20 protein-coding genes are annotated in these 21363 nt (G+C 59.1%); 13 read left to right on the forward strand and 7 right to left on the reverse strand.

Annotated elements, in window-relative coordinates; all coding sequences use genetic code 11:
- Window positions 1–83: 83 nt before the first annotated feature.
- Both NSND_RS18410 and NSND_RS18415 read left to right on the forward strand, forming a co-directional pair.
- Window positions 84–1814, forward strand: a complete 1731-nt coding sequence (locus NSND_RS18410; protein ID WP_080880375.1) for a carbamoyltransferase family protein — start codon at window positions 84–86, stop codon at window positions 1812–1814.
- On the forward strand, window positions 1804–3345 hold the full coding sequence (locus NSND_RS18415; protein ID WP_080880376.1) for a hypothetical protein: 1542 nt from the start codon (window positions 1804–1806) through the stop codon (window positions 3343–3345). Before NSND_RS18410 ends, NSND_RS18415 begins: the two co-directional genes overlap by 11 nt.
- Window positions 3346–3362: 17 nt before the next feature.
- On the opposite strand, the gene NSND_RS18420 is transcribed toward NSND_RS18415, so the two are convergent.
- On the reverse strand, window positions 3363–4178 hold the full coding sequence (locus tag NSND_RS18420; protein ID WP_080880377.1) for a dolichyl-phosphate beta-glucosyltransferase: 816 nt from the start codon (window positions 4176–4178) through the stop codon (window positions 3363–3365).
- 193 nt (window positions 4179–4371) lie between these two features.
- On the opposite strand from NSND_RS18420, the gene NSND_RS18425 reads away from it, so the two are divergent.
- The 11 genes from NSND_RS18425 to NSND_RS18475 all read left to right on the forward strand — a co-directional run bounded on the left by NSND_RS18425 (window position 4372) and on the right by NSND_RS18475 (window position 14185).
- The gene (locus NSND_RS18425; protein WP_143833621.1) at window positions 4372–5145 is read left to right on the forward strand and encodes a hypothetical protein; all 774 of its coding nucleotides are present in this window, start codon (window positions 4372–4374) and stop codon (window positions 5143–5145) included.
- Window positions 5146–5274: 129 nt separating this feature from the next.
- Window positions 5275–6810, forward strand: coding sequence for a Do family serine endopeptidase (locus tag NSND_RS18430; RefSeq protein WP_080880379.1), 1536 nt, complete (start codon window positions 5275–5277; stop codon window positions 6808–6810).
- Between the two features lie 80 nt (window positions 6811–6890).
- Window positions 6891–7835: a twin-arginine translocase subunit TatC gene (gene tatC / locus NSND_RS18435; RefSeq protein WP_080880380.1), complete on the forward strand. Its 945-nt coding sequence runs from the start codon at window positions 6891–6893 to the stop codon at window positions 7833–7835.
- Window positions 7836–7915: 80 nt separating this feature from the next.
- Entirely contained in the window at window positions 7916–8872 is a 957-nt protein-coding gene (locus NSND_RS18440; RefSeq protein WP_143833622.1) for an Mrp/NBP35 family ATP-binding protein, read from the forward strand.
- 14 nt (window positions 8873–8886) lie between these two features.
- The gene (gene glp, locus NSND_RS18445; RefSeq protein WP_080880381.1) at window positions 8887–10185 is read left to right on the forward strand and encodes a molybdopterin molybdotransferase MoeA; all 1299 of its coding nucleotides are present in this window, start codon (window positions 8887–8889) and stop codon (window positions 10183–10185) included.
- Between the two features lie 20 nt (window positions 10186–10205).
- The gene (gene mobB / locus NSND_RS18450) at window positions 10206–10715 is read left to right on the forward strand and encodes a molybdopterin-guanine dinucleotide biosynthesis protein B (RefSeq protein ID WP_080880382.1); all 510 of its coding nucleotides are present in this window, start codon (window positions 10206–10208) and stop codon (window positions 10713–10715) included.
- A complete protein-coding gene (locus NSND_RS18455; protein ID WP_235000303.1) occupies window positions 10705–11412 on the forward strand; it encodes a cytochrome c3 family protein in 708 nt (235 codons plus the stop codon). The genes mobB and NSND_RS18455 overlap by 11 nt, the downstream gene beginning before the upstream one ends.
- Window positions 11413–11432: 20 nt before the next feature.
- The gene (locus NSND_RS18460; RefSeq protein ID WP_080880384.1) at window positions 11433–12161 is read left to right on the forward strand and encodes an ABC transporter ATP-binding protein; all 729 of its coding nucleotides are present in this window, start codon (window positions 11433–11435) and stop codon (window positions 12159–12161) included.
- Window positions 12162–12206: 45 nt separating this feature from the next.
- Complete coding sequence (locus tag NSND_RS18465; RefSeq protein ID WP_080880385.1) at window positions 12207–12677, forward strand: hypothetical protein; 471 nt, start codon at window positions 12207–12209, stop codon at window positions 12675–12677.
- Window positions 12678–12683: 6 nt separating this feature from the next.
- On the forward strand, window positions 12684–13475 hold the full coding sequence (locus NSND_RS18470) for an ABC transporter permease (protein ID WP_041186663.1): 792 nt from the start codon (window positions 12684–12686) through the stop codon (window positions 13473–13475).
- A gap of 35 nt (window positions 13476–13510) precedes the next feature.
- Window positions 13511–14185: a 2OG-Fe(II) oxygenase gene (locus tag NSND_RS18475; RefSeq protein WP_080880386.1), complete on the forward strand. Its 675-nt coding sequence runs from the start codon at window positions 13511–13513 to the stop codon at window positions 14183–14185.
- A 117-nt stretch (window positions 14186–14302) separates the two neighbouring features.
- On the opposite strand, the gene NSND_RS18480 is transcribed toward NSND_RS18475, so the two are convergent.
- The 6 genes from NSND_RS18480 to NSND_RS18505 all read right to left on the reverse strand — a co-directional run bounded on the left by NSND_RS18480 (window position 14303) and on the right by NSND_RS18505 (window position 21109).
- On the reverse strand, window positions 14303–14911 hold the full coding sequence (locus tag NSND_RS18480; protein ID WP_080880387.1) for a helix-turn-helix domain-containing protein: 609 nt from the start codon (window positions 14909–14911) through the stop codon (window positions 14303–14305).
- 172 nt (window positions 14912–15083) lie between these two features.
- Complete coding sequence (locus tag NSND_RS18485; RefSeq protein ID WP_080880388.1) at window positions 15084–16355, reverse strand: ABC transporter ATP-binding protein; 1272 nt, start codon at window positions 16353–16355, stop codon at window positions 15084–15086.
- Window positions 16356–16420: 65 nt separating this feature from the next.
- Complete coding sequence (locus NSND_RS18490; RefSeq protein WP_080880389.1) at window positions 16421–16657, reverse strand: acyl carrier protein; 237 nt, start codon at window positions 16655–16657, stop codon at window positions 16421–16423.
- 151 nt (window positions 16658–16808) lie between these two features.
- Window positions 16809–18380, reverse strand: a complete 1572-nt coding sequence (locus tag NSND_RS18495) for an SDR family NAD(P)-dependent oxidoreductase (protein ID WP_080880390.1) — start codon at window positions 18378–18380, stop codon at window positions 16809–16811.
- Window positions 18367–20364 (reverse strand): HAD-IIIC family phosphatase, encoded by a 1998-nt coding sequence (locus NSND_RS18500; RefSeq protein WP_080880391.1) that lies wholly within the window; start codon window positions 20362–20364, stop codon window positions 18367–18369. Before NSND_RS18500 ends, NSND_RS18495 begins: the two co-directional genes overlap by 14 nt.
- Before the next feature lie 124 nt (window positions 20365–20488).
- Entirely contained in the window at window positions 20489–21109 is a 621-nt protein-coding gene (locus NSND_RS18505) for a serine O-acetyltransferase (protein ID WP_235000304.1), read from the reverse strand.
- Window positions 21110–21363: the final 254 nt, after the last annotated feature.

Raw genomic sequence — 21363 nt, forward strand, 5'->3', positions numbered from 1 at the left:
GGCTTGCGACGCGTACAGGCCTCGTTTATTCTACCGCCGCTTGTGTGTCGGATCATGACCGGAAGGGAGGCTGATTCATCGTGATGGTGTTGGGCCTTTCCAATATGAGAGATGCGGCGGCGGCGCTCGTTTCTGACGGTCGCATTGTGGCGGCGGCGGAAGAGGAGCGTTTCGTTCGCCGGAAGCACGTGACGGCGCTGCCGGTGCAGGCGATGTGCTATTGCCTGCATGAGGCCGGAGTCGCACTTCGCGATGTCGAAGCCATTGCCGTCCCTTGGAAATATTGGCAGGTCGGGCGGCGCGCGAGGCTCGCCCTGACGGCGATGATACGGTCCCCGCAACTGTTTCGAGTGAAAGGGACTCGCTCATTGGAGCGAGTCAGCCGGGAGTGGCTGGAACTGTTCCGATTGCGGGAGGAACTGACGAGGCGCGTGGATGCGGGCGTCATCCAACCGGTCTTTCTCGATCACCATGTGTGCCATGCCGCCAGTTCGTTCCTGGTGTCGCCCTTCGAGCGGTCGGCGATTCTCGTGGTGGATGGCGCGTCTGAAGCCGATACCACCCTGATGGCGACAGGTGAGGGGAGTCGGATCACCGTGCTGGATCGCACCCCGCTTCCCCATTCGCTCGGGCAGTTCTATGCGGCGATGACGGCCTTTCTCGGGTTTCGCCCCGACCAAGACGAATACATTGTGATGGGCCTGGCGTCCTCCGGGGAGCCGACGTTTGCTCCCGCCTTGCGTCAGAACATTGTGCGACTACTGTCCCGAGGTCGATTTGAAGTGAATGTCCGACTGCTTGATTTTCATCTCGCCAGAGCCGGCTTCTTTGTGGAGGGATTCGTTCGCCTGTTCGGCGCGCCGCGGCGTTCGACGGATGAAATCACCCAACGGCACCGCGATCTGGCTGCCAGTGCCCAGGTGGTTCTGGAGGAAACGTTGTTGCATCTCGGCCGCCACTTGCGCTCCCTCACGCAGGCTGAGTCGCTTTGTCTGGCAGGCGGGGTTGCCTATAACTGTGTGGCCAATGGGCGGCTGCGCGCCGAACTCGGGTTTAAGGAGGTCTATGTGCCGCCGGCCGCAGGCGATTCGGGTGCGGCGCTTGGGGCGGCCTTGTGGTGGACGGCGAGGCGTGAAGGAGAGGCGGGAAGGTGTCGCTTGCCCGATGCGTATCTGGGGCCACAATTCGATGAAGCTGCTTGTCGGGCAGCGCTGTCGCAAGCAGGCCTGCTGGCCGAGTCCCTGACGGATGCTCAGCTCTACGAGCGGGTTGCCGCCGAGCTGACACGGGGGCGTCTCGTTTTCTGGTATCAAGGCCGGATGGAGTGGGGGCCTCGCGCGCTGGGGAATCGCAGCCTCCTGGCAGATCCGCGGCGGGAAGACATGCGGGAGTTGATCAACAGCAAAGTAAAATGCCGGGAGTCGTTTCGACCCTTCGCTCCCTCGGTACTGGCTGATCGGGCCCAGGAGTTCTTTGAACTGCCGGCACCATCGCCCTACATGCAGTTCACCGTGCGGGTGAAGGCCTCGGCGAAAGGACTCCTTCCGGCCGTCACGCACGTCGATGGAACGGCCCGGGTTCAGACGGTGACGCGTGAAACCAATCAGCGGTTTTATGATCTTCTGGCAGCGTTCGGGCGACTTACGGGTGTCCCGGTGCTGCTGAATACGTCGTTCAATGTGCAGGAGCCGATCGTCTGTACGCCCGAAGATGCGGTGCGCTGCTTCCAGCGGACTCAGGTGGAGTGGTTAGTCCTCGGCAATCTACTGGTGGGCAGATCATCTCCACCGGCCATCTCGAATCATGCCTGCTGAACCGGTTCGTTTTTCAGATCCTTCCCCTCATCGCCTGATCGTTCTCTTGCTCGATTGTCTTTTGGTCGGCTTCATTCTGAATCTCACGCTGCAGCCGCTGGTAGAGCCGGACCTGGGATGGCATCTGCGCGCCGGGCTGGATTTGATCGCCCAGGGCTGGCGGTTGCCGGAGACCGATCCCTACTCCCACACCATGCCGGATTGGCATTGGATCGAGCATGCCTGGTTGACCGATGGCCTGCTGGCGGTGATCTACCGTGTGATGGACCCGTTGAGTGGTCTGGGTCTGATCCTGTTCTTTAGTGGCGTGACGGCGCTCGCCTGGTGGGTGGCAGCATCGCAGGCCAGAGTGCATCGGACGTATCGCTTGGTGGCCATGGTGGCGAGCCTTTGGGTGGCATTACCCTTTCTAGGCGCGCGCACGCAACTGGTCAGTCTGCTCGGCGTCGCGATTCTGTTGTGGGGATGGGGCCGCGTTCAGGCTGGACAGCGGGCATGGGTCTGGGGACTGCCCCCGTTGCTCCTGCTTTGGGCGAACCTGCATGGCGGGTTTACGGCGGGACTTTTTTTGTCCGGTGTGTTGTTGTGCCTCTCCTTCATGATGAGGATAGGCGCCGGACGGCCGACGGTCGCGGCATCGCTCGATGAGCCGGTCCTCAGTTGGGACGATCTTCGCCGCTGTGCGCTGGCGCTGGGCATTGCGGTGGCGGTTACCTTCCTGAATCCTTATGGATGGCGTCTTTACCAGGAGATTTATGAGTCCCTGACCGATCGGTTCATGATTGAGACGTTACGGGAATGGCAGCCGGTGTCTTTCCAGGGGTGGGCGGGGAAGGCCTACGGGATGTATCTGGCCGGGCTGGCGTGCTTGATGGCCGGATGGTATCGCCGGGTAGAACCGGTTCGATGGGCCCTGCTGCTGCTCATGTTGGGGTTGTCGTTGCGGCATTGGCGGAACGTCACCCTGTTCCTGATCGTGAGCCTCCCGCTGGTGGCGGAGTTGCTCGCACTTGCGGTGGCCTCGTGCGTTCGGTGGGTACCGATTCTGAGGACGCACGCTGCGGCGGCTCTGCTCTTGTTGACCATGGGGACGGCCGGTGCCCTCTCTGCTTTGGGGAGCGAACATCTGGAGCATGTCTGGTTATCGGGGAAGTCGCCTGACGTGTATCTGGAACAGACGGAATATCCGATTGAAGCGGTGCGATGGATCCGGAGCCATCGGCAGGATGTGGGAACCAGGCTCTATAACGATTACGGATACGGCGGGTTTCTGCTCTGGCACTTTCCCGGTGAGAAAATATTCATCGATGGTCGTATGCCGGCCTGGCGAATCGGCGACCGGCGCATCTTTCAGGATTATGCAGACCTGAATCGCGAGGACGCACCACGTTTGGCGGTGCTGGATCGGTACGCAGTCGATTGGGGGCTGCTCCAGCGGGGCAGCGCGCTTGCGCTGGCCTTGGAGGCGCATCACGCCTGGGAGAGGATCTATGCCGATGCCAAGGTGGTGATCGTGCGACGAAAGGGATGATCAGTTGGACGGGTCTGCTAAAAATGGGTGGGTTCGACGGAAGCTAAGGCGGGTTCGACGGTGCTCGGTGCGGGACGAATAAGGGGCTCGTATAACCCTTGCTCGTCACGTTTCCGGATGGCCAGGAGTTCTTGCAGCATGACGAGTCCGTCGCGCCAGGGGTGGACTTTCGAGCCCGGCTGGTCGACCCAATTGATCGGGACTTCCGCAAGCCGGTAGCCGCGCTGTCGCGCGACGTAGAGCAGCTCCAGGTCGAACGCATAGCCGTCGACACAGGCGACTGAAAACAAATCTTGAGCGATCGATCCACGAAACAGCTTGAATCCGCATTGAGTGTCGGTGATATCGCGAAGACCCAGGCGCTGCACGATGTTGTTGAAGACGGTTCCCAACAGGCTTCGATGCCACCGTGCCCGGACGGTGAAGGCGGGATCTTGGGACGCCAACGCCCGTGATCCGATGGCGAGATCCGCTCCTGCCAGAAGCGCCGATTCCAGCCGTGCCAGTTCTTCGATCGGTGTGGCCCCATCCGCGTCCGCAAACAATTGATACGTGCCCCGCGCGGCCTGCATGCCACGGCGGACGGCCGCGCCCTTGCCCATATTGCTGGTCAATCGAATGAGTCGCAGGTGCGGGCAGCGATGGGCCACCGACTCGACGGCCTGCGCGGTCTGGTCGTGGCTGCCGTCATCGACGACGAGGACTTCATAGGTCCGGCCGCGCTGATCTAGGTAGGCAATGACTCGTTCCAGGCAGAGTGGAAGACGGCGCGCCTCGTTATAGGCCGGGATGATGATCGAAAGAGAAGGCGTCTGAGTCGAGCACGGTGTCACGTTGGGACAGCCTCGTGTCGGAGTATGACGGGACCGATCCGTCTGTTGAAGGCGAATGGTGGCCCACGGTATCTGACCGAGGGGCGAAATGCAAGCCGTGGGTGCCGGGTCTTGACAGAGCCATCGACCGGGGGTGATCGTAATCTCACAGACTGTAGGTGCCCAGGCGTCGCTCTCTGGCCAGGAGGTTGCGATGAGGCGGACACAGTGCAGGTTTATGTGGTGGGTCGGGGCGCTGTTGCTTGCCGGTTGCGCCGTGGCGACTCCACCCAGCCGGTTAAGTCAGTATGTCGCCCCTGTCGTGGCGGACGAATCAGCAAGCCCCGGGCTTCCGGTGCAGCGCCCGCTTCGAACCGCGCTGGTCGTGCTGGCCGATCGGTCGGCTCAGGAGGCTGCCCCGGGTTTGCCTGAAGAAGCTCAGGCAAGGCTGGCTGAGGCGCTCAGGGGGCAGGTCAATCGGGGCTTCCCCATCGCCATTGAACGGGTGGTGAATCTCGGTGAGATTCCGGTCGGAGCGCCTCTTCCGAATTGGATCGACCTTGCCGGGCAGCAGGGTGTGGATTTTGTCCTGGTCGTGATCCTTTCGAGTACGGAGCAGGAGTATCCGGTATCGCTGTTCCTCGGCTGGACGACCCACCTGCAGCCCGGATTCCGTCGCGACAATTGGTCCCTCGCGGAAGCAGCCTTCCTCGATGGACGAACAGGTCGGCAGCTTCTCCGTGCGGAGGGGCGAGCCATGGCGACGTTGGACAGCCCCACGGCGCCAGGGATTTCGCAGTGGTATCCGGTGATTTATCTGCGACCGCAGAATCCGGAGCGACGCATCTGGCCGCCATCCTATGAAGGTGCCCCTGTCACGCTCCGTGTGGTGTCGATGGAGCAGGCGGCGACGCGATTGGCCGGGAATCTGCAGCGAGCCTGGGTCGAACAGCGGGAGCTGGAGTTGGCCGCGCTGCCCGGGCCATGACTCCTGTCCACCGGAGCAACGGGCCCTGCTTTTTCCTCTTTGAAGGCGATTCTGTGATTAGTGTAGAATGATTCGTTCACGATGGCGCGGAGGATGGTCCCTCATTTTCAGGCTTCCAGAGGAGTACACATGACGTATCGACATCGGCGCAGGAAAGTGTTGTCCGTACTGGCAGGGATCCCTATGATTGCTGCCACGCTTTTAGTCGGCGGAATGCAGCCCGGGTCTCAGGCTCGGGCGGCGGGTGTCCCCCCGGCGTTTGCGCAGGGATTCTCAGAAATCGTCAAGGCGGTCACGCCTGCGGTCGTCAACATTGCCGTTACCGGTGGAGGGGAAGGCCGTCGCGAAGGTCGTCGCCAGCTTCCTCCGGGCGGACCATTCGGTGGCCCGCCTCCTGGACCCGGTGATGAGCCGCCAGGCATGGAACCGCCAGGTGGTCCCGGTGGACCTCCAGGCCCTCCGGGTGGTGGCCCCCATCGCCCCGAGCAGAGTGCCGGATCCGGTGTGGTCCTCGATTCGAACGGGTATATCGTCACGAATAACCACGTGGTCGAAGGCGCGACCCAAATCACCGTGACCCTGTCGGACCGTCGTGAGTTTCCAGCCAAGATCATCGGAACCGATCCCAAGACGGACTTGGCCATCATCAAGATTGAAGCCAAAGATCTCGCGTCCATGAAGTGGGCCGACTATGATGAACTGCATGTCGGGGACCTGGTGCTCGCAGTGGGCAGCCCGTTCGGGCTGAGCTCCACCGTGACCCTGGGCATTATCAGCGCACTGGGACGCGGGAACGTGGGCATTGCCGATTACGAGGACTTTATTCAAACCGATGCGGCCATCAATCCGGGGAATTCCGGCGGCGCCCTGGTCAACATGGAGGGCAAGTTGATCGGCATTAACACGGCGATCTTTTCCCGCACCGGCGGATCCGAGGGTATCGGCTTTGCCATTCCGAGCAGCATCGCGACCGATATCGTTGAGAGTTTGACGAAGACAGGTAAAGTGGTGCGCGGCTGGATGGGCGTGGCCATTCAGGAGATTACCCCGGCGTTGGCAAAATCCTTCAAGTTGCCGGAGCAGCGCAAAGGCGTGCTCATCAGCGACGTGAACGAGAATGGCCCCTCTCATTCGGCCGGCATGCGGCGCGGCGATGTGGTCATTGCCTTCAATGGTAAAGAGGTACAGAGCGTCAGCCAATTGCGGAACCTCGTGGCGCGTATGGCTGTCGGCAAGGACGCCGACATCAAGATTTTGCGCGAAGGGAAAGAGCAGAGCTTGAAGGTGAAGGTGGCTGAGCGGCCGTCGGACGAAGTGCTCGCGAAGAGGGAGCCGGGTCCTACCGCCCCTCAGACCGAGACCGTGAAACCGCCGGACAATGTCTTGGCGTCCTTGCGCGTTCAGATGCTCGATGCCGCGATGCAGAGCCAGCTGAATATTCCTGCAAAAACCAGCGGCGTGGTGGTCAGTTCGGTTGAGGCCGGCAGCGCCGCCGAGTCTGCAGGGTTGCAGCGTGGCGATGTGATTCAAGAGGTCAATCACGAAGTGGTCAAGAGCCTTGAGGATTACCAAAAGGCATCGGCCAAGGTGAAGAAAGACGAAATGGTTGTGCTCTTGCTGAGTCGGCAGGGGAACAATCTGTTCGTAGCCGTCAACCCGAAATAGACAGCAACCAGCGGACAGCTTTCAGCTATCAGGCCAATTCCGGCTGATGGCTGAAGGCCTCCTGCTGAAAGCGATTTTGAATGGCTGACGGGTTCAAGTTTCAAGAGTGGCTGCAAGATACGGTCTTTAAGCCGCTTGAAGATAAAAAAATGCCGGTCATGGAGCACTTGGTTGAGCTCCAGGTCCGGCTGACCCGTGCGGTCATTATCACGGCGATCATTTTTGTCGGCACATTCTTCTACGCCGACACCCTGGTGAAGTGGATCAGGGTTCCGCTCCAGAATATGTTCGTTCCCGGATCTCTTTCCTGGATCCCCACCGATCTTCCCACCGTCCCCTTCGTGTTTCTCGCGCCGGCTGAAGCGCTGTGGCAGAACGTCAAGGTGGCTGGCCTCTTTGCCCTGGTGTTGGGGACTCCGTATATTCTCATTGAGTTCTGGCATTTTGTGGTGCCGGGTCTGCACGCGCAGGAGCGGCGATTCGTCGGTCCGTTTGTGATCCTGAGTACGTTGGCGTTCTACCTGGGCCTGTTGTTTTCGTTTTTCTTCGTGCTCCCCTTTGCTCTGAACTTTTTGATTTCGTATGGCGTGAATGCGGGCTTCATTCCGCAACTGTCGATTGCGCAATATGTCGGATTCGCGCTGTGGTTCCTTCTGGTCTTCGGTCTCATTTTTGAAGTGCCGTTGGTGATTACCCTGCTGGCCAAACTTGGCTGGGTGGACGCCCCACTGCTGAAACGATATCGCAAGTGGGCCTTCCTCGCGGCGTTTATCTTCGCCGCGATTCTGACGCCGACGCCGGACCCCTTCAATCAGTGCCTGATGGCGCTGCCGATGTACATTTTCTATGAGGTCGGGATCGTGAGTGCCGGAATCTTCAACAAGAAGAAGGCGGGCGCTCCCGAAGAGGCGCTTGTGCCGGCGGTTGCCACGGCGGGTCCCGGTCTCGGGAAGCCGGGACCGTCCATGCCGTCCGGCGGCGGTGATGGTGAATATGTCGGTGTGCCGACTGGTCGTCGAGGGTAACGCAGGGCAGGAATCAGCAACGTGACGAACGCACATGTTTTTCCCACGCATCATGATATACGCTTTATGAGGAGTCTAGGATGCCACGCGAGTTAAATGTCATTTCACAGCCCGGTTCCAGCAGCGGCGGAGATGCCTGCACCTATATGTGGGCCTGCGCCATTTGCGACGAGAATGAAACCTGTCAGAAAGACAAGGAAGGCCACAGCCGGTGGCTCGTCGCCAAACGCATGGAACGGATCGAATATAAGGTCCTGGTCATGAGCAACAAGGGTGGAGTGGGGAAAAGTACCTGCACCACCAACCTGGCGGTCAGCCTCGCGCTCAAAGGCTGGCATGTCGGGATTTGCGACATGGACATTCATGGTCCCAACATTCCCAAGATGGTCGGGGCGGAAGGACAGAAGCTGAAGATCAGCACGTCCGGGGGAATCATTCCGTTTCAAGCCTACAACATGAAGATCGCGTCGATGTCGTTCCTGTTGCAGAACTCCGATGATCCGATCATCTGGCGCGACGCTTATAAGTATGAGTTCATCAATCAGTTGCTGGGAGGGGTGGAATGGCAGGATCTCAATTTCCTGTTGATCGATCTGCCCCCAGGCACCGGCAACGAGTCGGTGACGACCATCGATCTCTTGGGCGGGGTCAGCGGAGCGGTCATCATTACGACGCCGCAAGAAGTCGCGCTGCTCGATTCCCGCAAGTCCGTGACCTTCTGTAAAGACAGCGAAGTGCCGATTATCGGCATCGTCGAGAACATGAGCGGGCTGGAATGTCCTCATTGCCACAAGGAAGTGAATGTCTTCCGTAAGGGCGGCGGTGAAGCGTCGGCTACTGATATGGGCGTCCCGTTCCTGGGCCGGATTCCGCTCGATCCCGATGTCGTGACACAAAGTGATGCCGGTGAGCCATTCGCGCTCTTTAATTCCGATTCGGCGACCGCGCAGGCCTATCACGACATCGCAAATCAGGTCGAAGCGTTCTGCAAGAAGAGCGGATCGCTGGTCAAGCTGGCGCCGCGTCAGCAACATTGATGGGACGGTGACGCGTGAAAGCTCCCGATGCGACAACCGGATTGACTCCGCTCCACGAAGCTCAGCGCATTGTGCTGGACGCCGCGACTTCGCTGGGGCTTGAAAAGATCTCGATTCTGGATACCCTGGGGCGCGTGCTCGGCGAAGATATCATCGCTGAGCGCCATAATCCGCCGTGGGACAATTCCGCGATGGACGGATTCGCGGTGCGGGCGGAGGACATTCAGCAGGAGCACACGATCTCCAAGCCGGTCACGTTGACGGTGATCGAGGATGTGCCGGCCGGAAAGATGCCCACCAAATCCGTGGGGCGGGGCCAAGCCATCCGGATCATGACCGGCGCGCCGATTCCGAAGGGCGCGGATACCGTACTCAAGGTCGAGGACACTGAACATACGCCCGATTCGGTGCGCGTCTTCAAGCCGGAACCCCGTGGCTCGAATATCCGGCCGCAGGGGGAAGATGTGAAAAAGGGCGATTGCATCATTCCAAAAGGAACGACAATCCGTTCCGGCGAAGCGGGGATGCTGGCCATTCTGGCCAAATCTTTCGTGTTGGTCTATCAGCGGCCGCGAGTCGCGATTTTATCGACCGGCGATGAGTTGGCCGATCTCGATGAGCGCTTCAGCGAAGAGAAAATCATCAACTCGAACAGCTACGGAATTGCCGCTGCGGTGCAGGAAGCCGGTGGCGTGCCGATCCTGTTGGGGATTGCGCGGGACACGCCGGCCGCGTTGAAAGAAAAGATTTCGCACGGATTGAATGCCGATATTCTCGTGCTCTCCGGCGGTGTCTCGATGGGGGACTACGACTTCACGAAAGCGGTTTTTCGGGATTTAGGCGCCGAGATGAATTTCTGGAAGTTGGCGATTCGCCCAGGTCAGCCGCTTGCCTTCGGAAAGATTCAGGGCAAACTGGCATTCGGGTTACCGGGGAATCCCGTCTCCTCGATGGTGACCTTCGAGCAATTGGTCCGGCCTGCCATGCTGAAACTGGCCGGGGCGCGAGGATATGGGCGTCCGCTGCTTGAGGCGGTGTTTCAGGAGAAGTTTTCGAAGCGAACCGATCGCCGTCATTTTCTCCGCGGGGTGTTGTGGCGGGAAGACGGGGTCTTCAAAGTTCGGACGACCGGCGATCAGGGGTCAGGCATTCTCACCTCCATGGTGAAAGCCAATTGTCTGATCGACATTCCCGTCGAGGTGGAACGGATCAATCCCGGCGACTCAGTCACCGTACAGCTTCTCAGTGGATCGGCATGGCTGGAGCAAGCGGCCCCGATGGCATCGACCGGTCATCGTCCTTCCTGTTGTTGAGCCGCGAAAGGAACATGTTCATGTCCGTGCCGATTTTATCTTTTGTCGGACGATCCAATAGCGGTAAGACGACGCTGATCGAGCGTGTCATCCCGGAACTGGTGCGGGCGGGGTATAAGGTGGCGACCGTCAAACATGCCGGGCATGGATTCGATCTGGATACCGAAGGAAAAGACAGCTGGCGGCATAAACAAGCCGGGGCGAGCAGTGTGGTCATCATTTCCAAGAGCAGCCTGGCCATGTTCGCCGATGTGTCGGACCATATGAACGTCGAGGATGTTCGTGAACGGTATCTGGATGCGTCCTACGACTTGATCCTCGCTGAAGGCTGGCGGAGCGAAGGGTATCCTAAGATCGTGGTGGTTCGCGACCAGATCGGCGAGGTGCCGGTGTCGCAGGATGGGCTACTGGCTGTGGTGTCCAATAAGCCGGTCGAGACCTCGGTCCCGCTCCTCGACCCCGACGATGTCGCCGGCGTCGCGGCATTGATCATCCGCCACTTTCCCAAACCCCAACGGGATGATGCGTAAATCCTCCGTCATTGTGCTCGGAGCGATCGTGGCCGGCGCAGTGGCTTTAGGGGGAGTTGCGGTTCCGCTGACCAACCACCCGAAATTTTGTGCCAGCTGTCACACCATTCAGCCGGCCTATGAGCGCTGGCTGGAATCATCCCATAAAGAGGTGGAGTGTGTGGCGTGCCATGTCAGGCCCGGCGTCTCAGGTTGGTTGCAGGACAAGGCGTGGCATGGAACCAGGGATGTGGCCATCTATCTCTTCGGCAAACCGACCGCGCCCCACAATCTGCAAGCGCATGTCGATTCGGGCGTGTGTCTGAGTTGCCATCGGAACATCCTCCGGGTGTCGGAGATTGCGACTCGGGATCTGCCCGCACCTGTGAAGGATGTGGGATTGGTCATGAGCCATCGCAAGCATATGGACGCATTCGGGAAGCGAGGGCAGGGCGAGGGCTGCACGACCTGTCACGCAGCAGTCGTGCACGAGAGGCCGATCAAGGGCTACCCTATCGTGATTCCTCGCGGGCACGTGTCGGCCGATAGCCGGCCCTGGAAGCCTGAACATCCGGAAGGTTCCGTCCTGCACAAGCGGGCGCAGGCGGATTGCTTCCGCTGCCACGATAATAAAACCGAGTATGAAGGTAGAGTCCTGAGCCGGAAGTGCGAGACGTGCCATCTGCCTGAGAAACTCACAGAATTCTTGTCGTTTTAATCCACGGGAATACTCGCTCCATGTCGCCCTCGGCCGTCGAAGTGCGCAATCTGACCAAACGCTTCGGCGGGTTCACGGCAGTGGACGGGATTTCGTTCGACATCGGCCGGGGTGAGATTCTCGGGCTGTTGGGCCCGAATGGAGCAGGAAAAACGACGACGTTTCAGATGATGCTGGGACTGGTCACACCCAGTTCCGGCTCGATCCGGATGTTCGGACTCGACTTGCAGACCAATCGGGAGGCGATTCTTCAGCAGGTGAATTTTTCCTCCACGTACATCTCGTTGCCCTATTCCCTGACGGTGGAGGAAAATCTCGGTGTCATCGCTCGGTTATACGGGATGTCCAACATCGCCGGCCGAATCGATGACATGGTGAAGAAGCTGGAGATGAGTGAGTGGCGAAACAAGCTCACCCGCAAACTTTCGTCGGGGCAGATGACCAGGCTCACATTGGCCAAAGCGTTGCTCACGGAGCCCAAGGTGCTGTTTCTCGATGAGCCCACGGCAAGCCTCGATCCGGACATCGCGCACAAAATCCGCGCGATCCTCCTCGAAGAACGGCAGGCCACCGGGCTCAGCATTCTCTACACCTCCCACAACATGCGGGAGATGGAGGAAATGTCGGATCGTATTATCTTCCTGCAACGGGGCAAAATCGTTGCGGAGGGCACGGCGAAGGACATTGTCGCCAGATTCGGACAGGCCGATCTGGAAGAGGTGTTTCTCAAGTTAGCTCGCGAGCAGTAACGGCAGATCGGGATCGCTGCTTCGTGGAAGGGAGTACGGGCAGTCATGGTTGACGCAGGAGTGTCCTTCGGAGTGGGTCTGCTCATCGGCGGGTTGGGCCTGATGCTGGGATGGGGATTGTTGTGGCTCGTCGTCGGCGCCATTGGTCTGGCACGAGAGACGTGCGGGTGGGCGATCTTCATGAGCAGCGTCAGCAGCACGGCCATTGCGGGGGGGGCGATGGCGGGAGTGCTCTGGGTGGTGGATTCGGCGAGGTTAACTAGTTCTTCGCTGCATGCCGGTCTGGCCGGGGTTCCGCTGGCGCTGCTTGTCGCAGGGTTCTGTCGTTTGGAGGATGGTCGGCGGATCGGTCCGGCGTTCCTGGAAGGCAGCCGCCTCATGTTGCATCAACTGCTTGGTGTGCATGAGGAGGGATGCGGGCATTGCCACGAGAAACCTGTTGAGGAGCCGCCCTGTCACCAGAAACCCTGTTACGAGCAGTCCTGCCACGAGAAGCCTTGTGAAGGGAAGCCCTAGCTGCCGATGGCCTATCATCGTATTGCAGCCCTGGTGATTCGTCACCTGTATCTCTACCGTCGCAGTCTCCCGCGGGTGATGGAGATCATCTACTGGCCGTTTCTGGACCTGGTGGTCTGGGGATTCATCACCGTCTATCTGGCGACTTTTCAAGGGCAGATGCCGGCGGTGGTCACGTTCCTCCTCGGGGCGTTGATTCTCTGGGACGTGTTATTTCGCTCGCAGCAGGGTATTACCATTTCCTTTCTCGAGGAAATATGGGCGCGTAATCTGATGAACCTCTTCGCCAGCCCGCTCACGCCGAGTGAATTTCTGGCGGCGACCATGGTGATGAGCCTGTTTAAAGTGACCGCGGTGTCGATGGTCATGTCGGTCTGCGCCTGGATCTTTTATGGGTACAACGTCTTTATCATCGGGCTCTGGCTGATGCCGTTCATCGTGAATCTGGTGCTGACAGGCTGGATCATCGGTGTGTTCACGACCTCGCTGATCATGCGGTTTGGGCAGGAGGCGGAAGTGTTGGCCTGGAGCATGGTCTTTCTGTTTCAGCCGATCTCCTGCGTATTTTATCCCATGGAGGTCCTGCCGTCCTGGCTGAGAGCTGTGGCTTCCATCAATCCGGCCGCCCATGTGTTTGAGGGCATGCGCGGCCTGCTGGCCACCCATGCGGCTCCCCTGAGCAGCCTGAGCCTGGCCAGCGGGTTGAATCTTGTGTATCTTGGAGCGGTCATCCTGTGGTTTCATCACACCTTCAGTGTGTGCAAGGACCGGGGATCGTTGGTGCGGGTCGGTGAGTAGGTGATCGACCGAACAGGGAATGTGGGAGTAGTGGGATGAACATCAACTCAGGGCAAGTCAGGCCGGCACTGCTGCCGGTCGGTCTCGAATCCTTTTCGTTTCATCAGACGCCGGTCCTCGTCATCGAGAATTTTTGGTCCGCCGAGGAGCGGACTCAGTTTCGGCAGGCGATGAACCGTGCGAATTGGAATCAGTTGCAAGATTTGTCGTACGTGCGGCAGGACTTCCCCAATTCCGGGAACTGGGCGAAGGCCGAGATCGCCCAACCGCAAGGCCAACTCCTGCTGAGCCGGTTGGAGATGCCCTGCATTCAGCAGTATATCGAGTCATTTCCGAACATCACCAGGCGGCATCTGGGTTTCAGCTATTACTCCTATGGTGCCGGTGACTGCCTTCTGACCCACGATGATACGGATCAAGGTCGTCCGGTCGCTGGGAAGCCCGCTCCCCGTCGCCGTCTCGCCATGGTGAGTTATTTCCATGAAGAATGGGAATGTGATTGGGGCGGAGAGTTGATGATTTACTCAGCGACCGGCGAACCAACGAACGGAAAGCCGGAACTGGCCATTACGCACTGCATCGCACCCAAGCCGGGATCATTGGTCATGTTTACCGTGCCGCGGTTCCATCGGGTGTGCCGGGTGGATCAAACGGCGGGAGACCACAAGCGCCTCTCGATTGCCGGCTGGTTCATGACCGAACATGCCTGAGCGTGTATCCTGTTGCAGAACAATCGATTGCAGCGTGAGCGGAGATCGCCGGGTGGTGTGTTGGCAAGTCAGCGGAGCACGGCAAAATATTTTTCAGAAGTTGAGAAGGGCGAGTGGTTACAAGTGCCGATGGGCGGTCACGATGAGGACTTGGGCCGGTTTTCGGCTCGTGTTGCGCCAACAATGATGGATATCAGAAGGAATGCAGGCGGCATCCCCTCGTTTGAGGCTGTACGTGTTTTCTTCCAATGTCAGTTCGACGGTACCCTGAAGCACGACTGCCAATTGTTCCGCGCGCCGTACATACGGACGTGATCCGCTGGCCCCACCAGACTCCAGTGTAATGACCATGGGCTCCAGCTGACTGTCTTCGCTGATTGGTCCGATCGCTTCGATTCTGGCCCGAGACCATTCGCTTTCCACTACCGGCCGGGCATCGGCTCGGATGACAGCCGCATGTGATGGACTGGTCGTTCTGAAAAATTCTCCGAGGGTTACGCCGAGCGCCGATGCGATCCGCTCGGTGGAGGCAATAGACGGTGAGGCCTGCCGGAGTTCGACCTGGGAGATAAAACTAGGGGAGAAGCCGCATTTGTCCGCTAGGGTTCGGACAGAGAGGTGTCGGCTTTTGCGGAGACGGCGGACGATGTCGCCGACATGCGTTTTCTTCCGGTCCTCGGTTGCTACGCTCTCCTGCGGGGCCTTCTTCTTGGATTTTTTCTCCACGTCGTCCTATCCTTTGGGTCCTACCCAGGATTCGCGCGGTTGGTGTAGCACGTTTATGGGCCTGTCGCAAGCTGGCCGAAGGGGCGGAATCTTCTCAGACATATCTGCGGTTGTCTTCCAATAGGGAGAGTGTTGTCACCATGGGACCACCCTGCTGTGTCTCTGCAGCCTCTTATGCCGGTAGATACTTGGTTTTCCACTCCAACAACGGCCGAACGACTCCCGGCCACCGACCGTGAAAGTCTCCTCGCGCCGAATCTCCGGTCCCGCTGTCATCCACACGAAATCCAATTGTTCGGGGCGCATGGGCGTGCATGCGAAAAGGATCTTCGGTCATCATCAGGGATGAGACCGACATCATTCCTTCGGCAAGCCAGTTTCCTGGAATTCTGGCCGTGGAAGTATATCGACCGGTCGGGCGAGGGGTTCGCTGCCAGGCCTGGTCCCGGTCATGGGCGATAAAAACAAGGACATCTTCCTCATTGTAGAGATTAAAGACCGGCACAAAGATATGCCCGGCTTTCACGACATCAAATTCCACTTCGAGATCAATCGGTTTTCGAATGTCGAAGCGGTCCGTGATGATGCCGGACTCAGCCCGGACGCGTACGGCACGCAAGCGGACGACGTCATTGCCCGGAGCCTGGGTTGGATCCAGCCATTCGACGACCGGCTGGATGTGTCCGGCATGGAGGTAGTGATTCACCACTTCATGCGCCGGCCCTGCCTGCACGACCTCGCCCTTGTTCAGCAGAATCGCGCGGGAACACATCCGCGTGATGGCCGGCATGTCGTGGGAGACGAGGATCACCGTCCGCCCGTGCTGCCCCACATCTTCCATCTTCCCCATGCACTTCTTTTGAAACCGGACGTCCCCGACCGCTAACACCTCATCGACGATCAGAATGTCCGGATCCATATGGGCCAGCACGGAGAACCCTAACCGGACATACATGCCGCTGGAATAATGTTTCACCGGCGTGTCGATGAACTGCTCCACTTCGGCAAACGCCACGATCTCGTCGAACTTGCGGGCGATTTCCTGCCGCTTCATGCCGAGAATCGCGCCGCTCATGAAGACGTTATCGCGACCGGTCAGTTCCGGATGAAAGCCCGTGCCCACTTCCAAGAGGCCACAAAATCGGCCGTGGATGAGCGCACGGCCTTTGGTGGGTTCCGTCACCCGCGAGAGGATCTTAAGGAGTGTGCTCTTGCCCGAGCCGTTGGTGCCGATGACTCCGAAGACTTCGCCTTTTTTGATTTCAAACGACACGTCGCGCAACGCCCATAGGGTGTCATGGGTCTGGGGGGATGCCGGCTGCCCACCGATGAGGCGGCGGAGCCCACGCGTCAAGGCTCCGGCCAGGGAGCCGTCTTGAGCATGCGTCGTCCCCAGGCGATAGCGCTTGGAGAGACCGGTAACGCTGACAGCGGTGTTGCTCATCTCAATCAGATCGGCGAAGGTTCCTGTTGCTTCGTTCGTTGATCGACCCGTGGCTGCGGTATGGGTTAGCTGGCTCCCTTGCCGATCAGGAATTGCTTGAGTTCGCCGATATTCTTCATTTCGGCCAACTCATTGCCCTTGAACCGAACTCCGAACGCCTGTTCGATGCCGAACATCAGATTGATATGGGCCACGGAGTCCCAGCCTTCGATATCGGGTGCCGTCATCTCATTGGTCAGCGCGAGGCTCTCATTGTCGAACACTTGGCGAAACACTTCTTCAAGTCGATCATGCAGCTCCATTCATTCCCCCAACTCTCAGTGGTGTCGTCACATGTCCATCATCATGTCGTGGCCGGGAAGCCATCTTCCCGTCACCCCTGCTTCTGTAAAGCCGCTTTATGCAGCCGCGGCACGAGGTCAATCGGCTTCGTCGCACAATGGCCCCGGAGGTTCATTGCGAAGCCTCAGGATTTAGCTCAAACGTCTCGAGTATCTGTACGGTGGGTGATGAGTCGGGGCAAGTGATCCGTGTGACGATCGCAGCGGCGGCGCGTTCGACCTCCATTGCTCCCTGCCGTCCCACCGTGGTGTTGGTTTGATCCGTCAACAACTTCGGTGGTCTAACAATAAGCGTACGGACCTTCGGAGAGTGAACTGCGGCCCACTGCACCAGGCCCTCGATCGCACATTTCGCAGTGACATAGTGGGGCCATTCCGCAGGACGATCTTTCACAAACGCCGAAGAGACAAGCACGTTCCAGCCGGAGCGTTCGGACAAGTCGTTGAGAAACGTGGACATGGGCATACTGGCCAGCGAGACACTCTGCGTGAGGAAGTTCTGAAACTGCGCGAGCTTCTCAGGCACGAACGACAGCGGGCGAATGGGCGGCGATGCATTGCCTATCAGCAGATCAAGTCCGCCGTATCGCTCGACAATTCTCTGCCGTAACGTTCGGCACCATTCGATTTCCGACGCATCCCCCTGAGCCAATTCAATGAGGCTGGAAGTGTCTCCAAGGCTCGCTCGAATCTTTTCCGCCTCCGCCCTGCATTGATGGTAGTTCAGAAACACCGTGCAGCCCTGCGAAGCCAGCGCCTGAGTGATTGCCGCACCGAGTCCACGGCTTCCACCGATGACTAACGCGACCTTCCCCTTCAGCCGGTCTGATCTCGGTATCAGATCGGTAAGCCGACGAAGGGAGGGCTGCGGAGAATCCTGTCGTACAAAAGCCCACATGTCGGCCGTCGCACAACGGGTGCCGGCTGCCGAGAGAGTGCCAGCACTGTGCAAGAGATCAAATCGTTCGTCGAAGTCTTGAACCGCCACATCATAGGAAAGCAGCGTATCCTGTGGTCCGTCTTCTGGATACAAGGTGAGTTCCAATCGCCAGAAGACGGCGCGCTTGCCGGGAAGCTGCATTCCGACGACAAAGCTGGCCCACAGCATCGCCGTGAGCTGTCTCGTTGTGGCGCCTTTTTCGGAGAGTCTCCATCGAGTGATCACCTGTACCAGTTCGCTGATTGCCGGCCCGTAGACGCCGGTCACACGGGTACCTGCCGGAAGGTCCTCCTTCTTCCGATCCTCTGCTTCCGTAAAACAGGCCGCTTCAGGAACGTGCATGTCCCATGACTTCTCACACCCAGGAACAAATGTGAACGTCGCCTTCAGCATCAGGCGCGTGGCGTCATAGAGTTTGACGCACGCCCGTTCTACCGAGGTTTCGAGCGCCTCCAGACGATAAGGCATGCCGACGACGAGCGGATTTCGAAACTCGACCGAGAGGCGTTGCAGGAGCCGATCCTGACGGTCGGCGAGATGGCCGAGTGCCGCCAGCACGCCAAGCATGCCGAATACCACGGGCTCGCCGTAGGGTGTGGCTCGCGCATATTCTTCGGAGAGATGCAGGGGGTTTCTATCCCCGCTGGCTGCACTGAACTGGGCGAGATCCTGCGTCGTGAAACACACTGTGGTCACATGTGGCGTGGAGGGGGGAGCCCCGGACGGCGCTTCAGCAGGCGCCATCCGCGAGCTCCCAGGAGTCGACAGGTTTCACGAACGTATTGGCAATCAGGCCTTTGGCCGCCAGGTCATAGGTCCAGACTTCGAATCCTTCATGGTTCCCGACTCGCTCGAAGCCATGCTTGGCATAAGCGTCCGCCGCCATCGCATTCTTTTGCGTTGGAATGTAGGTGCCTCGAAGCGAGGTGCATCCAAGCTGCGCGGCGCGCCGACAGAGCTGTTCCAGCATCGTCGTCTCCACGGTCCGGCCGATGACCCGGCAGCTCATGAGCCACGTGTCGATATCGAGGATATCTCCCTGTTGTCGCGCGATCATCACGCTGACCAGTCCATGGTCGGTGTAGCGATCACGCAACCGCAGCGCCAAATGGACATAACTCGAGTCCAGGACGAAGGCTTTCAGTTGCGCCATGCCGTGACGTCGAGTGGTGAGATTGAATTGGTTGGTTTTGCCGATGAGTTGGGCAATGCGCGGCAACTGTGATGCATCGAACGGCACCACGATGGCCTGCATCCGAAGGCTGCGGTAAAAATCTTCAATGGAACCGGCAGCCGCTTCCAACTCCATGATCTGCGCTCTGGCCCGATATTGGTCGGTCCGCTCCGTGTCTTCGGCGGTCAATGAGCTCGTCTCGAGCAGGAGATAGTCCGACAGAGTTCTGAGGTAATAGGAGGGGTCTTCCGGCAGCGGGATGACATCGACTTCGGGTAAGAACTTGCGCACAATCTCGCGCTCGACAGGGTTATCATCGACGAAGACCAACGCATCCAAACCGATTTGCAGCGTCTTGGCGATGGTGCGGATGTTGTCGGGCTTGGACTCCCAATTGGCAAGGAAGAGGGCGATGTCCTGCAGCTTCAGTCGCATCTCCGGATGTTTTTCGAAGGGTTGTATGGCATCGGCGTGGTTATTCTTCGAGCAGACCGTCAGGATCACGCCTTTGCGTTTGAGCTTCAGCAGATACTCCTGAAACGCCACAAACGCCTCGCCGTCCGGCCCTTGCCCTAACTTGATGCCCGCCAATCCGTCTTCCGCAATGACACCGCCCCATAACGTATTGTCCAAATCCAGCACCAGACATTTACGGCTGAGCCCGAGATCCGCAGCAATCACAGCCGCCGTATGTCTTCCGAGCAGAGGCAGGGCCTCCAGTGCGACTGCTTGTTTCGACATATTCCAATAGCGCGGATCGCACCATCGCTGCTTTCCAATGAGCGCCGAAAGACGCTCGCAATCTACCAGGGAGACGGCGTTCGCAGCCGCTTCACCCAGCCTCGTATTGACGGCCTGCGTCATCATGTATCGAGAGCCGGAAAGCCTGGTGGTCAGATGGCCTGTGGGGATCTCGCAGGGCAATGCAAAGTTATGTTGAACGATTCGGGCGCGGGAGTGTTCAGTCACCATCTGCCAGAGGCCGGTCCAGCGACTCACTTCTTTGCGAACGTCTTCTTCAGGGCGCTGGCTGTATTCAGGAAGATGGAGGTCACCCTCGTGAACCGCAAGGACGACGATATTCGGGTTAAACGCATAGAGCCCGCTCTTGTGGTCGAGAATGTCCTGCTGGTATTGCCCGTATCGGCTTTCATACAGGTCGATGTGGATGCCGAGTTTCCCCGCCGCAAGGCACAACATCGGGCACAGTTGGGTTGTGGTATAGCTCCCGAGGAGCGCGACTTTGACCGACCTGACCGCCGGTCGCCGGGCTTTCTGTGCATTGCGTTGAAACAATGCCCAGCCTGCTTGCCAGGACGTAAAGTCATCGCCTGCATCGACGATGGAAAGAGCCCATCGACAGGCCTCCGCATAGTTCGCCATCTGCTCGTAACATCGCGCAAGTTTGAGGCACAGCGCAGCCGATGGGGGAGCCGCCACGCCCTCCAGATAGGCCTCGATCGCCTGTTCGACCTGACCCTTCTTGCGGAAGGCGTCGCCACGTGTCTCAGGCGTGAGAGATGAAGCGGCGCATTGTGCCCGGGCAATATTCATGAGGGACGGCCTGTCATTTCTATAAGCAGTACACTCACCGGATAAGAGGCGTCTGTGGTTGAGTCGATCCCTGGACGGTGAATAGCGCTAGGTTCCTTCGGAGCCATTCTCCGGCCGTAGGTCGTTAGTTCTTGCGAGCTGCCTGATGAGCGGTCGGCAACTGTATGACCCGAGGCGCCTCGGCAAACACTCTTGCGCCGGCCGGAACATCCGACATCACCACCGCATTCGGGCCGATGACCGCATCGTCGCCGATTTTGACTCCGGCAAAGATCACCGCGCCGGGGCCCACTTCCACTCGTTGTCCAAGTTTCGGACCCTTGTGCAACGTCTTTTGCCCGCCATATCCCGCCCCGATTGTGGCGCCGTGGCGAATCAGGCAGTCATCTCCAATCTCTGATTTCCAATGAAAGACGATCCCATGTTGGTGGACAAGCCAGAGTCTCCGGCCGATTGTGACCGTCAATGGAATTTCAATCCCGTAATGATTGCGCACATAGCGATACAGCACACGGTACACGGCGAGCAGGCCGGACTTGACAACGCCGCTGCGCCGGTTCGCGAGCCAGGTGCCGAGGCGATGCACGGCGATCGCTCGAAAGCCAGGCATCGTCCAGTCGCGGCTGTTCACGGTCCAGTCTTCAATGACCTGGTTTCGTAGTTCCTGTATGCCTCGATAGAGCCTGACGAGTGTCCCCAGCATCGGCACCTCGGTCACGTGTATGAGGATGGATCGAACGCTCATGTGGTGCTGTCTTGTCGCTGAGTCTTCGCAGGTGAGGAGTCCAACGAGATCTGAGCAACCGGCGAAGTGGCTGGGGCTCCAACCGCATGAGCCATGATCGGTGGGGCTTCGCGAGTTGTGGAGAATTTCCTGAGCAGGGCGCTAGGCGTCATGATCCGGTAGCTGTGCTAGCGAGTGGGCGCGGGCGGAGTCGCTCGGCATAGTTCCATTCGGCAAGAGCCTGGCTTCAGGCCTAATACTCCGTGTTGAAGACA

The organism is Nitrospira sp. ND1 (assembly GCF_900170025.1).
Lineage (GTDB): Bacteria > Nitrospirota > Nitrospiria > Nitrospirales > Nitrospiraceae > Nitrospira_A.

Bases quoted from the DNA above. Each gene is read 5' to 3' on its own strand.
- NSND_RS18500 (WP_080880391.1), bottom strand. From the start codon at position 20,364: ATGAATATTGCCCGGGCACAATGCGCCGCTTCATCTCTCACGCCTGAG.
- NSND_RS18495 (WP_080880390.1), bottom strand. From the start codon at position 18,380: ATGGCGCCTGCTGAAGCGCCGTCCGGGGCTCCCCCCTCCACGCCACAT.
- NSND_RS18475 (WP_080880386.1), top strand. From the start codon at position 13,511: ATGAACATCAACTCAGGGCAAGTCAGGCCGGCACTGCTGCCGGTCGGT.
- NSND_RS18430 (WP_080880379.1), top strand. From the start codon at position 5,275: ATGACGTATCGACATCGGCGCAGGAAAGTGTTGTCCGTACTGGCAGGG.
- NSND_RS18455 (WP_235000303.1), top strand. From the start codon at position 10,705: ATGATGCGTAAATCCTCCGTCATTGTGCTCGGAGCGATCGTGGCCGGC.
- NSND_RS18410 (WP_080880375.1), top strand. From the start codon at position 84: ATGGTGTTGGGCCTTTCCAATATGAGAGATGCGGCGGCGGCGCTCGTT.
- NSND_RS18505 (WP_235000304.1), bottom strand. From the start codon at position 21,109: ATGAGCGTTCGATCCATCCTCATACACGTGACCGAGGTGCCGATGCTG.
- NSND_RS18490 (WP_080880389.1), bottom strand. From the start codon at position 16,657: ATGGAGCTGCATGATCGACTTGAAGAAGTGTTTCGCCAAGTGTTCGAC.
- NSND_RS18470 (WP_041186663.1), top strand. From the start codon at position 12,684: ATGGCCTATCATCGTATTGCAGCCCTGGTGATTCGTCACCTGTATCTC.
- NSND_RS18485 (WP_080880388.1), bottom strand. From the start codon at position 16,355: ATGAGCAACACCGCTGTCAGCGTTACCGGTCTCTCCAAGCGCTATCGC.
- NSND_RS18415 (WP_080880376.1), top strand. From the start codon at position 1,804: ATGCCTGCTGAACCGGTTCGTTTTTCAGATCCTTCCCCTCATCGCCTG.
- NSND_RS18465 (WP_080880385.1), top strand. From the start codon at position 12,207: ATGGTTGACGCAGGAGTGTCCTTCGGAGTGGGTCTGCTCATCGGCGGG.
- NSND_RS18460 (WP_080880384.1), top strand. From the start codon at position 11,433: ATGTCGCCCTCGGCCGTCGAAGTGCGCAATCTGACCAAACGCTTCGGC.
- mobB (WP_080880382.1), top strand. From the start codon at position 10,206: ATGTCCGTGCCGATTTTATCTTTTGTCGGACGATCCAATAGCGGTAAG.
- tatC (WP_080880380.1), top strand. From the start codon at position 6,891: ATGGCTGACGGGTTCAAGTTTCAAGAGTGGCTGCAAGATACGGTCTTT.
- NSND_RS18440 (WP_143833622.1), top strand. From the start codon at position 7,916: ATGCCACGCGAGTTAAATGTCATTTCACAGCCCGGTTCCAGCAGCGGC.
- NSND_RS18425 (WP_143833621.1), top strand. From the start codon at position 4,372: ATGAGGCGGACACAGTGCAGGTTTATGTGGTGGGTCGGGGCGCTGTTG.